We start from the raw sequence: 13,152 nt of genomic DNA, 5'->3' as shown, positions 1-13,152 counted from the left end.
TCTTGTGGTCCAGGGCGAGGTCCGCATACATCTGCTTGAGACGGCGGTTCTCTTCCTCCAGTTCCTTCATACGGCGCAGCTCTTGGCTGTCCATCCCGGAATACTTCTTCTTCCAAGTGTAAAAGGTTGCTTGGTGGACACCCAACTCCCTGCAGATGTCCGAAGTGCTTTTACCCGATTCATGTTGCTTGATCGCAGAAACAATCTGGCTCTCGCTGATTCTTGTCTTTTTCATTGTACTGTTCTAAGTTACGAATTTTCGCGTTTCAGACAGTCCGAATTTTCGGGAGGGTTACAGTACCTTATAACGGAAATCTCTGCATAATTTTGTTGTAGCTTTTCTTTTAGATCCTCATATCTAGTTAAAGCTATGATTCTTCCAGGCATTTTATAAGAATTATTACTATACAAATCATTTAATACCTCTTCACCTCCGTAGTCAATAGCATCCTCTCCCTGCCTTCTAGGAATTTTCATGTCCAAAATTACTAAATCATAAAATGTTGAACTTAGATATTCTAAACAACTGTTTATATTATCGACAGAATCAATCAAACAACAATCCTTTTTGAAAATTTCTAATATTTCTTCTCTTTTTTTCTGAGTATCCTCCAATATTAAAATTCGAACTTTGTTTTTCATCAATCTAATTTAAAATTTGCTTCAATAATTGTCAATAATTCTTTTTTCCAATGTTCATCTTTACTTACAAAATAAATTACATCTAGATAAAAATCCCCATAGCTATTTCGAAGCTCCGACTTTAAAATAGACAACGATTTACCATCATCGTAAACATCATAGCCAGTAACAACAATAACCTTAGTTGATAAATTATATAACTCCATCTCCTCTAGTATAAGTCTCCCGGCATATGTTTCAAAATTTCCACCACTTTTCGAACCTATTTCTTCATAAATTGGCATACTCATATCCAACAAAACCAAATCATAAGTATGTTCAAAGACTTGCACAAGACCACTGTGGTAAGATTTTTCCCAGACAATTGAAATATTCTTGAAAGATTCATTTAAAAATTTGTATAAAATATTATACTTTAAATGATCATCTTCAATAATTAATATTTTCATATAAAAATTTTTTCACTATCAAAATTTATATTGACTGTAACTTGATTTTCAACGACATTATAGTTAAACCATGTTCCCTTTGCTTCGAAATTAGACGTTATTATATTTTTAATTTTTGGGAACCCAGAACCTTCTTCATTTCCAATATTTTCATCTTTTTCACCCCAATTAATCTTTACTTGCTCCAATCTTTCTATTATTGAAATTTTGTCTACGTCGGAAGACACAGAATTTGTAACACTGATATCTAAATTACAATCCTTTATTCTAGCAATAAATTTAGCCTCTATTCTTTGACCATTAAGCTTTGAATGCTTAATCATATTTTCAAAGCAAATTTTTAATATTTCAATAATAAATTGATAATAATTACCTCTAACTAATATCTCTCCTTCAACAATAATATCTAACTCAATATCTACATTAGGGTTAGTGTTTTTCAGAATTTGGAAACTAGTTTCTGCCAAAGAACGAAGACTGTATTCTCCAATTTCTTTATTAGTTGATCTGTTAAACCAATTTGAAATAGAGGTTATTTGATTTTGAATTTCGGTTGAAGCCCTTTTTATATTAACGGTCAAAGAATGGGTAGGTATATTGCCGGTAAGTTGCATAATTCTATTTTCCAAAGTATTTAATACCGTTAGATACTCATCCTTTATAATATTGTCTAAATAATTATTAACACTTGATAAGTTAACTTCAGTTCTTTCCCAAAGTAATTTGAAAGAATAATCTATAAAACTTTCTAATGTATATCCACGGAATTCTTCTAATAAGAGAAATAGTTCTAAATCCGTATAAGTATAATCAAAAAGCGCATATGATTTAGTTGTATTTAATTCTGTCTTACATTGAATTAAATCGTCTTTTAAATTAGCTGTGATTTGATCAATAGATTTTGAAAATTCAGCTAAATTACTTTGCAAGATTTCATTCAATTCTTCTTTTAACTTTAATCTATTTTCCCAATAATCATTTGTTAAATACACACCATTGTCTTGGCTTGTCACTAAATTTAAATTTTCAAAAACACTTCTAATGTGATTTGAAAGAGTTCCATGACGTATTCTAGTGCTTAAATAAGAATTAAGTCCAAATTCATTGCTATAAACAAAGTCATTGCGGATTAGCAAAAACATCTTCTTTAATTCTTGTAGGATAAAATCTCCAACTGATATATTATCCACTAAATATTCAATCCAATTCGAAAATTTTTTCTTTTTAAAAGAATTAGAATATTCTAATAATCGATTAAAATTCTCTTCGAAACTATAAGAATCTTCATTACCAATTGAATCTTTAGAACTTAGTTTATTTTTATTTATAGCTAATAATTTCTTACGAATTTTCTCATCATTAACGTAGATCTTCCCTTCATCGAAATCCCTTATAACCTTAATTACAAAGTTCTTTTGAGTCAAAACCTCGATTTCTTCATTATATATTTTAGAATTTTCAGGGTCCAGTTCTAGTATTTTTTGACAAATTTGAATCCTCTCTTGATTTACTTCGTTTAAATTTTTAAATACCCTAAATAATTGCAATACTTCAACAGAAGCAACATTTTTCAAAAAATACAAAAGCTTCGACCGTTCAAATTCAGAAATATTATCGAATAAATCTGTCACTTTCACTTTTCCTTTTTCAATCAAAAATAACTCTATCGATTGTTTTATTTTTATCTTAGGTTGATTTGTGAGATTTAAAAAAATTGACAAGTCGATAGTTTGACGTTCTCTATTTAGATCTTTAAAATTTGGTATAATAACATCTAAGATAGAATATTCATCTAACTTCCTTACGAATCTAGAGTTGTTTAAATAAGACTCTACATATAACTTTATTGCATTAAAAAGATCATTTAATGATAAATACGAAAGATATAGAAAATAAATTGAATAAAATTTTCTATTAATATAAGATTCATCATTTTGTAAAACTTTTTCAAATACCGAAATAGAAAGCTCATAAGATTCTCTAATAAACAAAGATATACCCTTTATGAAGTTTAAAGCACCCTGTTTTAAACCTATATCAGCTACATCGTTTATGTCAGAACTCCCATCAATAAAATTTATGATATTTAAAACAACTTCTAATCTCTTATCATCACTAAAATTATTCTTTAAATTATTATACAGGAGTTGTTCATCTCTAAATCTTGTACATAAAATTGGGGAAAAGTAATTAGATTCCAATGAAGAGAGTTTAATATATTTTGGAGCAAAAGACCAATTTAATTCATCATAAATATAACTAAAGACACCAAGACCAAAGGCATTATTGTGTCTCATAGCCACTTTTAACAAATGAAGAAATTCTGTATCATCTTCGTAAGATTTACTGTTAATTTTATAAACAGAATTTATCACTCTATAAAGTTCACTCTTTTCAGCAAATATATTAGGTACATCTTCATTGAGATTGATTAGAGCTAACGTATAAATATGGATAATTTCAGAATTTCCAGAGTTAATATTTAATAAGTAATGCTCTGCTTTCGATTTTACATTATTAAATTCTTCTAATTCAAAATCATTAATTATTTCAATTTCATCATTTGGATTTATTTTCATCCCTCCATATAACCTAAGTATATTCTGGATTCTTGGATCTAGTATATTATCATCAAATTCTTTTAAAGAGTCTACTATTAGGGTTTCGTTTCTATTATTAATAATTTCTAGTTCTATAGTTCTAACTAGTGTCTCGTATTTGTCAATTATTGAAGCATTTCCCTCTAAATAAAAGATGATTGATGGCTCATACCCATCATAAAACAAAAAGTTACAGTGATAATAGAAAAACTGCGCATATTCTTGTCTAAGAGTATTTTTATCAACCAAGGATTGCAGTGAAGTTTCTAAATCTATATTATAATTAGTTACTGAATAATCATCTCTAATTAAACGAGAATAAAATTTTGCAATAGCAGTAGTGATATAGTGGCTTTTATTAGCCAATAATGATTCTAACAAATCCCAATTGGATTCACTAAGGCCTGATAAGTGGTTTACAAGTATTCGATTCTTTAATGTCCAAACTGAAAAAGAGACTTCTGACTCAATTTTATCTAATAAAGCAATAGCACTGTCAAATTCCCCTATCAGTAATTTATGTTCATATTCTGTTTTATATTTTAAATAGATATTAACAAGTTCACAATTCTCAACAATCAACTTAAATTGCCAAAAGTAACTAATTTTAAAATCGAATATATGAGGTGACTTTCCATGAAATAACTGAGAATATGAATTTGAGATAAAATTTTCACCCTTTTTGAATTTTTCATAAAATGTTTGAAACGGTTTTAACTCAGAATAAAATAACTTGTTAAATTTCACATAATCTTTTTCATTGTCAATACTATTCTTAATGACACTAAGCGCTTGAATTTTGTCATGCTTAGTTAAGAAAAAATGTTTTAATTTCTTAAAATCCATAATTAGTTAGAGAATTATTTAAAAATAGTATTAATTATTATACTTTTTATCAATTCTGTAAAAAGTTGATTTATTAATAACGACCTTATGACATGCTTTATCAATTGACAATTTCCCATTTTCATAAAGATGTTTAGCAAATTGATATTTTTCAATACTGTCTTGTCCTTTTATAGCTATACAGATTATTGGTTAAATTCTGAATTGATTATACAGGCAAATTTGGTAATACTAAATGTACTATACAAACTCTTTCTTTACTATCGGATATTTTTTCGGTCTCCATCTCTTTCTCAGTACCCCTGACCTCATGTGTGCCTGTTAGGGGTGAGGTAATCATACACTTTGTTTTTGTGTATAGCTTTTTTAGGATAGGACACATTTTTGAAGGAAACATTGGTCCATACCTAATTCAACATATTCCAAATCACTCGTAATGGAATAAGAAAAGATGCTGTTTTTTAGATTATTACAATCTTAAAACTGCCCAATAAAATGATTGATAATTCCAGGGAACATCAGAATAGTAAGCACCAATCCCGTCAATGCGCCAAATAAATGCGCATCATGATTGATCCCATCGTTGGAATTCTTGGAAGCCCATATACAATACACCAAATACAAACCAGCGAATAAAAAAGCCGGAAGCGGAAGGGCAAAAAAGATATAAAGCTTAGTAAGTGGGTTAAATAAAATATAACTGAACAGTACTGCTGAAATCGCACCAGAAGCGCCTAAACTATGATAACCATAATTATCCTTATGCCTCATGATCGTAGGAATATCGCTTAGTACCAATGCCACAATGTATAATACCGCAAACATCACATGCCCCAAAACCCCTAATTGCGCAACAAAAATTGCTTCCAGTCCGAAACCGAAATAGTAGAAGGTAATCATGTTAAAGATCAGGTGCATCCAATCTTTATGGATAAGCCCACTGGTAAAGATCAGATAGGCATATTTCTTATCTCTTGAAATACTATAAGGATGCAACATCAATTTACCATACCATTGCGGATTTGCAAAAACATAAATGCTCAATCCGATAGTAAGGGCAAAAATAACACTGGCAACAGGTAGATTAAAAAGATAATAAGCTAACATTTAAAAACGGTCTTCGAGTAAAAATAAATAAAGTTCTTTAGGTCCATGGGCACCAAGCACCAAACGCTTTTCGATATCGGCAGTTCGGCTAGGCCCTGTGATGGTACTGATCATGGAAGGCAGGTCTGCTCCATATTTTTGACGAACCACCGCCATTCCGTGCTTCAGGTCCATCACCAATTGAGAGGCTCTCGCAATCACAATATGTACCGGTGGATAAACACCCAATCGGCGTCCCGATTCATTGGCATTGCTCAGCATGATGCTTCCATTACGGGCAATCAGTGCATCACACCCCGTAATACTGGCCTCCACCTCTTCGAAATTCACTTGCGTGCTTCGATAAGGGAAACCATATTGATCCAACAGCTGTTGAACAGTCTTTTCCCAAACATATAGCTTGGAAATTTCCAGCTTCTCCACCAAAATGATCAGGTTTTCGATCAGATTGATCTCTCCATCACAATACACAAACTTTCCCGATACCTGCGTGAATTCACGGGCAAAAGTGACGTCCAACGGTTCTTCTTCATCCTTATACAGCGGGGTCTCCTCAAACATAGGATGAGGGTTCTCCTTCTTCTGAAGAAGTGCCTGACGGATCTTCTTCAACATCTTCTCTTTCGCCGTGGTATTTCGGGTGTTCATGCTATAATATAAAACAAAAAGCTAGCAATAGCTATAAAAAAAACAGACAAGGTTTGGTAAAGCCTTGTCTGTTATGATTATTTGATTAAATATTTTCAGAATTTGTATTAGGCTTGTTGTCTGCTGCTTGTTCTGCATCATCCACATCGCCTGTCGGAATCGGAAGATCCGTTTGAGGAACACCGCCACCATCAGCCCCACCATTCACGAATTCATCGTAAGTGGTTTTATTGGCAAATGGACGCTTTCCTAAGATTTCCTCCAGATCTGCTTGGAAAAGGATTTCTTTTTCCAATAATTTCTCTGCGATTCTGATCAATCCCTCTTGTTTCTCCAGCAACAATTGTTTCGTACGCTCGTAAACTTCAGAGATCAATGTTCTCACCTCATCATCGATCAACTCTGCCGTTTGATCGGAATATGGTTTTTGGAATTGGCTATCGCCAGAGCTATCACGGAAAGAGACATTACCCACTTTGTGGTTCATACCGTAAACCGCTGTCATTGCATAAGCCAATTTGGTGATACGCTCTAAGTCGTTCTGTGCACCGGTAGATATTCTTCCAAAAGTAATATCCTCCGCAACACGACCACCCATTGTCATACACATACTGTCAATCAACTGCTCAGTGGTGTATAAGAACTGCTCTTTTGGCAGATATTGGGCATAGCCTAAGGCAGCAACTCCACGTGGAACAATAGAAACTTTAACCAAAGGATCCGCATGTTCCAGGAACCAACCTGCAATCGCGTGACCTGCCTCGTGGTAAGCCACGATCTTTTTCTCATCTGGAGAGATGATTTTATTCTTTTTCTCCAAACCACCAATTACGCGGTCAATCGCATCTTGGAAATCTTGCATCTCGATTGCTTTCTTGTTCTTACGAGCCGCAATCAAGGCTGCCTCGTTACATACGTTCGCAATCTCTGCACCAGCAAAACCTGGGGTCTGTGCCGATAATTTCTTCGCATCAACCTCTTCCGCCAATTTCAATGGCTTCAAGTGTACATTAAAGATATGTTCACGACCGATCAAATCTGGTTTATCGATCGAAATCTGTCTATCAAAACGTCCTGGACGCAATAAAGCCGAATCCAGTACATCTAAACGGTTGGTAGCCGCCAGGATGATCACCCCAACGTTGGTTCCGAAACCATCCATCTCCACCAATAACTGGTTCAACGTGTTTTCACGCTCATCATTTCCGCCCATAATGGAATTCTTTCCACGAGCACGACCGATCGCATCGATCTCATCAATAAAGATGATACATGGCGCTTTTTCTTTTGCTTGCTTGAACAAATCGCGAACACGGGATGCTCCAACACCTACGAACATCTCCACGAAGTCAGAACCTGACAAGGAGAAGAAAGGCACTTGCGCTTCGCCTGCTACCGCTTTCGCCAACAAGGTTTTACCGGTTCCCGGAGGGCCAACCAATAACGCTCCTTTAGGAATCTTACCTCCTAAATCGGTATATTTCTTCGGGTTTTTCAAGAAATCAACGATTTCCATGACCTCTTGTTTTGCCTCTTCCAATCCAGCAACATCGTTAAAGGTGATGTTGATCTGAGATTCTTTGTCGAAAAGTTGGGCTTTCGATTTACCGATATTAAAAATGGCACCGCCGCCACCTCCTGCTCCACCGTTCATTCTGCGCATCAAGAAAATCCAGATGGCAACAATGATCAACAATGGCAACATGAAGGATACGAACCATCCCGCCCAAGGGTTTGAACGGTCTTCGAAGCTAACTCCAACACGTGGTTGGTTAGCCGCTAGGCTATCCTGTGATGCTTTTAATTTATTCTCTAATGCCTCGGCATTTGCTTCCGAAAATACATATTGTGGGATTTGCGTTTTAGTGAAGTTTAATGAATTGCCTTTTGGAGCAACATCCTTATATTTCTCTTCTGCTAAACGATCTTGCTTAATATATACTTCCACATCCCACAATTCCCCATTTTTATAGGCAATCAATTTATCGACATCACCTGGGATCAGGGATTTCGTTTCAAATTCTTTATAGGTTATCTTTTTAGCTCCCTCGCCACTAAACAAATACTGGAGCCCAAAAAAACCAATAAAAATTGCTATCCAAAGCCATATCATATTAAATTTTGGTGGCATTGGCGTAATCTTCTTACTTGGAACTTTCTTCATTTATTCTCTATACTACGTTTCTATACAATCAATTCTTAAGCGCTCTGATAGCTGCTTGCTTCTGCATCGCCCCAAAGGTCTTCCATCCGATAATGCGAACGTTTTTCCGTTTGGAAAATGTGAACTACGACATCCACAAAGTCCAATAAAATCCATTCCCCATTTCCTTGGCCTTCTTTATGCCATGGATCTTGGTTAAAAGCCTTATAAACTTCGTCTTCTACACTTTTTGCGATAGCATTTACTTGTGCCGTGGAGTCGGCATGGCAGATTACAAAATAATCGGACAATGTCCCATTAACTTCCCGCATATCCAACCGCACTATTTCGTTTCCTTTTTTTTCCTGCATCCCATGAATCACAATGTCTGCAAGCTTTTCTGATAAGGAACCTTTTTTGTTTTTACTCATTAAGAAATATTATACTTTTGATAAATATTTTATTAAAACTCTTTCTTTTTGCAAAATAACACATTTTCGGGAGATTCACTACGCCAAAAGATAATTGTTTTGGAGCAAATTGGCTCAACAAATGATTATTTAAAATCTCAACTGTCAAATTTCAAGCCATTACCAGAATGGACTGCCATAATGGCAAGGCATCAGACCCATGGAAGAGGCCAAAGAGGCAATGTATGGACCGTTCCGCCAAATAAAAACATCACCGTAAGCATCTTGCTCTATCCAAAATTCCTAAGCTTGCAAGATCATTTCCTGTTGAATATGCTGATCAGTTTAGGGATCATCGATTGGTTGAAAAGTCTTCAAATTGATGCAGAAATTAAATGGCCGAACGATATCCTCTTGAACGGAAAAAAAATAGCGGGAATCCTGATCGAGAACAGTAGTACCTCGAAAGCGATAAACCATGCCATAATAGGCATAGGCATCAACGTCAATCAACAGGAATTTCCAGAGGAAATCAAAGCAACCGCCAGTTCTATTTTAAAAGAGACCGGAAATGAAATCCACGATCTGGTAAAAGCATGCGAAGAGCTCCTGCAATCCATTCAAAATAAATACGATGCTTTTAAATCGGAGAAAATTACAGAAGAGGAATTATTGAATCTTTACAACAAATTACTTTTTCAAAGGGACATTCCAGCTATTTACACGTCTAATGATATACAATTCGAAGGAATAATCAGAAAAGTGGACAGAAATGGCCTTATATATATAGAAAGTGCCAGTGAGTTAAAAAGTTACCAGTTCAAAGAAGTCGTATTTCATTTGCAAAAAATTGATTACACTCGAAAAAAAAATAACTAAATATGACAAACTTTGAAACATATTATTCTAACTTTGAATTAAACTATATTAAAAATTAATAGTCAATTACACAAACGGTTTTTTATGAAAAAAATAAATTTATTAATTGCCTTCGTACTATTCGCCATTTCAGGTGCATTTGCGCAGGTATTGAAACCAGTAGAATGGTCGGTTGCTACGAAGAAAATCAACGCTAAGGAAGCGGTTGTTTTTATCAAAGCGAAAGTAGATGAAGGATGGCATATCTACGGGTTAAGTGTTCCTGAAGGAGGCCCAATTGCTACCGAATTCAACATCACTGCAGACAATGGTGCAAAATTAAACGGTAAAGTTGCAGCGAAAGCACCAAAATCTAAGTACGAGGAAACCTTCAAAATGAATGTTCCTTACTACAACGGAGAAGTGATTTTCCAACAAAAAGTTAATTTAGCTAATGGTAAACCTACCAAAGTTAAAGGTACTGCTACCTTCATGGTATGTGACAAAGAACGTTGTCTTCCACCAGATGAGTACGAATTTGCTGTAACAATCAAGTAAAATATTATAAAATATCTTATCTAAAAAGGCAGGGTTCCCTGCCTTTTTCTTAGCTTTGCCGCGATAAACTAACAATTATGTTCAATTTAAAACATATTTTAATTGCCACATGTTGGCTTTTACTTTCATTAACCACACCTCTAGCAGGTTTTTCACAAGATTCTTTAATCAATACAGATGATATCGAGTTCAGTTCGGGGGAAGAACAAACGACATCTGATGACACATTGCTAACTGATGTTGGAGATCTAGAATTCTCCGATGGTCAGGATACCAGTGCACAAGACACAACTACTACAACTGTTGCCGCTGCTCCATCTGATGCAGATGGGGAAGACACCAGCATGTGGGGGATTTTCATTAAAGGGCTAATCGGTGGATTTATTGCATTCTTAATGCCATGTATCTTCCCAATGGTTCCTTTGACCGTAAGTTTCTTCACCAAAAAATCAGGAAGCACAGCACAAGCTGTTCAACAAGCCTTCCTTTACGGATTATTCATCATCGTAATCTATGTAGCCTTAGGTATGTTGATTACCATCGCTTTCGGTGCCGATGCCCTGAATGTCCTCTCTACAAATGGTATATTCAATTTCCTATTCTTCCTACTCTTGGTGGTATTTGCAGCTTCTTTCTTAGGAGCATTCGAAATTACCCTTCCAAGTTCTTTTGTCAACAAAATTGATGCAAAATCAGACAAAGGTGGATTGATAGGTCTTTTCTTTATGTCCGCAAGTTTAGCGGTAGTATCATTCTCCTGTACAGGACCAATTATTGGTACATTATTGGTTGATGCGGCTACAAAAGGTGATCGCTTAGGCCCTGCCATTGGTATGTTGGGATTCTCGATCGCATTAGCTATTCCTTTCGTACTATTTGCGATGTTCCCATCCCTGTTGAAATCAATGCCTAAATCAGGGGGTTGGTTAAACAGTGTGAAAGTGGTATTAGGTTTCTTAGAGTTAGCTTTGGCCTTAAAATTCCTTTCGAATGTCGATTTGGCCTACAACTGGCAATTCCTAGACCGTGAGGTATTCCTAGCATTATGGATCGTGATCTTTGGCTTGATGGGTCTATACCTGATCGGAAAAATCAAATTCTCGCATGATAGCGACCTGAAATTCATGTCGGTTCCAAGAACGATCTTGGCCATTATCGTATTCTCCTTTGTGATGTATATGGTACCTGGTATGTGGGGAGCACCGTTGAAATCTATTTCAGCATTCCTTCCTCCGATCGGAACCCAAGATTTTGATATCTCTGCCGGTGGCGGTGGAGGTCATGCAGCTCCTGCAGGTGCTGCCGATGCGTCCAGCCGAAAATATTATAGCCATTTCCATCCAAGAACAACCTTGAAAGGAATGGATCCATATTACGATTATGATGAAGCTTTAGCAGCAGCAAAAGCGCAGAACAAACCGCTTATGGTCGATTTCACAGGTTGGAACTGTGTAAACTGTCGTAAGATGGAAGCAACCGTTTGGTCTGATCCAAGCGTAAAAGCCATGATCAATGAGAAATTTATCCTAGTTGAACTTTATGTGGATGATAGTGCTTTGGAATTACCGGAATCTGAGCATTACACCTCTAAAATCACGGGTAAAAAAGTAACCAAAGTAAGTAAGAAGAATTCGGAACTACAGATCGAGCGTTTCAACTCCAATTCACAACCTTTATATGCTATATTGGATAATAATGGTGAATTATTGGTTCCAACCAGTGGAGCGGATTACGATATTGCTAGCTACAAAGCATTCTTGCAATCAGGTTTGGATAAATACAACGCGAAATAAGTTAACATAATCATACTTTTTAAACGTAAGTAAATCGGTATATTTGGCATATGAGTAACATTAAAAACATTGCCGTTTTAACTTCTGGAGGTGATTCTCCAGGTATGAATGCCGGTATCCGTGCTGTTATCCGTTCAGGTATTTATCATGGAATGAACATGTTTGGTATCCGTAGAGGATATGATGGCATGGTTCAGGGCGATATTATTGCGATGGATGCTAAATCTGTAGCCAATATCATCCAACGTGGTGGTACCATCCTGAAAACAGCAAGAAGTGATGAATTCAGAACTGTCGAAGGAAGAAAACAAGCTTACGAAAACCTTAAAAAACATGATATTGATGCCTTAGTGGTTATTGGTGGAGACGGAACCTTTACGGGAGCATCCAAATTCATTGAAGAATTTGATATTCCTATTATTGGTATGCCCGGCACCATCGATAATGACTTGAATGGTACAGACTTTACGATCGGTTATGATACAGCCATCAACACAGTTGTGGATGCTGTAGATAAGATCCGTGATACCGCAGAGTCCCACGACCGCCTATTTGTGGTGGAAGTGATGGGTCGCGACTCCGGTCTGATCGCTTTACGTTCAGGAATCAGTACTGGTGCTGAAGCCGTGCTTATCCCAGAACTGGAAGTGGATTATGATGCCATCATGAAACGTCTGGATAAAACCAGAAAGAACAAATCATCCCGTATCATCATCGTTGCTGAAGGTGATAAAGAAGGTGGATTGGTCGTTGCTGAGAAAATCAAGGCCAACTTCCCTGCTTATGATGTTCGTGTTTCCATTTTGGGACATATCCAACGCGGTGGATCACCAACCTGTATGGACCGTGTGTTAGCTAGCCGTTTGGGTGTTGCCGCGGTAGAAGGACTACTCGAAGGTCGTAAAGGCGAAATGGCCGGATTGATCTGTGGAAATGTACAATTTACCCCGTTCAACAAAGCCATCAAGCATATTGATAAAATCAATACCAACCTTACCCGGATAGTTGAAATCCTTTCCTTGTAAGGAAAAAAAATACCTGAAATCCCGTTTCCAAAAAAGAAACGGGATTTTTTATTTTATACCTTTGTTTAAAATT

The 13,152-nt window shown here is 35.9% G+C and carries 13 protein-coding genes; 4 read left to right on the top strand and 9 right to left on the bottom strand.

What is annotated here, in order from left to right; genetic code table 11:
- From CRJ00_RS12010 to rsfS, 9 genes are all read right to left on the bottom strand, one after another.
- A partial coding sequence (locus CRJ00_RS12010; protein WP_144038043.1) for a transposase occupies positions 1-235 on the bottom strand: 235 nt, incomplete at its 3' end.
- A 14-nt stretch (positions 236-249) separates the two neighbouring features.
- The gene (locus tag CRJ00_RS12005) at positions 250-642 is read right to left on the bottom strand and encodes a response regulator (RefSeq protein WP_099367114.1); all 393 of its coding nucleotides are present in this window, start codon (positions 640-642) and stop codon (positions 250-252) included.
- Entirely contained in the window at positions 642-1,091 is a 450-nt protein-coding gene (locus tag CRJ00_RS12000) for a response regulator (RefSeq protein ID WP_099367113.1), read from the bottom strand. The genes CRJ00_RS12005 and CRJ00_RS12000 overlap by 1 nt, the downstream gene beginning before the upstream one ends.
- Entirely contained in the window at positions 1,088-4,537 is a 3,450-nt protein-coding gene (locus CRJ00_RS11995) for a hypothetical protein (RefSeq protein ID WP_099367112.1), read from the bottom strand. The genes CRJ00_RS12000 and CRJ00_RS11995 overlap by 4 nt, the downstream gene beginning before the upstream one ends.
- 30 nt (positions 4,538-4,567) lie before the next feature.
- Positions 4,568-4,693 (bottom strand): helix-turn-helix domain-containing protein, encoded by a 126-nt coding sequence (locus CRJ00_RS19370; RefSeq protein ID WP_373560878.1) that lies wholly within the window; start codon positions 4,691-4,693, stop codon positions 4,568-4,570.
- 321 nt (positions 4,694-5,014) lie between these two features.
- Positions 5,015-5,644 (bottom strand): rhomboid family intramembrane serine protease, encoded by a 630-nt coding sequence (locus tag CRJ00_RS11990; RefSeq protein WP_099367111.1) that lies wholly within the window; start codon positions 5,642-5,644, stop codon positions 5,015-5,017.
- Entirely contained in the window at positions 5,645-6,292 is a 648-nt protein-coding gene (locus CRJ00_RS11985; protein WP_099367110.1) for a LutC/YkgG family protein, read from the bottom strand. It abuts the gene before it with no gap.
- Positions 6,293-6,377: 85 nt separating this feature from the next.
- Complete coding sequence (gene ftsH / locus CRJ00_RS11980) at positions 6,378-8,456, bottom strand: ATP-dependent zinc metalloprotease FtsH (protein WP_099367109.1); 2,079 nt, start codon at positions 8,454-8,456, stop codon at positions 6,378-6,380.
- Positions 8,457-8,491: 35 nt separating this feature from the next.
- Positions 8,492-8,866, bottom strand: a complete 375-nt coding sequence (gene rsfS, locus CRJ00_RS11975; protein ID WP_099367108.1) for a ribosome silencing factor — start codon at positions 8,864-8,866, stop codon at positions 8,492-8,494.
- A gap of 48 nt (positions 8,867-8,914) precedes the next feature.
- On the opposite strand from rsfS, the gene CRJ00_RS11970 reads away from it, so the two are divergent.
- From CRJ00_RS11970 to pfkA, 4 genes are all read left to right on the top strand, one after another.
- On the top strand, positions 8,915-9,724 hold the full coding sequence (locus CRJ00_RS11970; RefSeq protein WP_099367107.1) for a biotin--[acetyl-CoA-carboxylase] ligase: 810 nt from the start codon (positions 8,915-8,917) through the stop codon (positions 9,722-9,724).
- Between the two features lie 84 nt (positions 9,725-9,808).
- A complete protein-coding gene (locus CRJ00_RS11965; protein WP_099367106.1) occupies positions 9,809-10,261 on the top strand; it encodes a protein-disulfide reductase DsbD domain-containing protein in 453 nt (150 codons plus the stop codon).
- A 77-nt stretch (positions 10,262-10,338) separates the two neighbouring features.
- On the top strand, positions 10,339-12,054 hold the full coding sequence (locus CRJ00_RS11960; RefSeq protein WP_099367105.1) for a protein-disulfide reductase DsbD family protein: 1,716 nt from the start codon (positions 10,339-10,341) through the stop codon (positions 12,052-12,054).
- A 50-nt stretch (positions 12,055-12,104) separates the two neighbouring features.
- Entirely contained in the window at positions 12,105-13,079 is a 975-nt protein-coding gene (pfkA, locus tag CRJ00_RS11955) for a 6-phosphofructokinase (protein ID WP_099367104.1), read from the top strand.
- Positions 13,080-13,152 lie beyond the last annotated feature (73 nt).

The organism is Sphingobacterium sp. 1.A.4, from assembly GCF_002734245.1.
Lineage (GTDB): Bacteria > Bacteroidota > Bacteroidia > Sphingobacteriales > Sphingobacteriaceae > Sphingobacterium > Sphingobacterium tenebrionis.
This window is presented reverse-complemented; position numbering and strand designations above follow the sequence as displayed.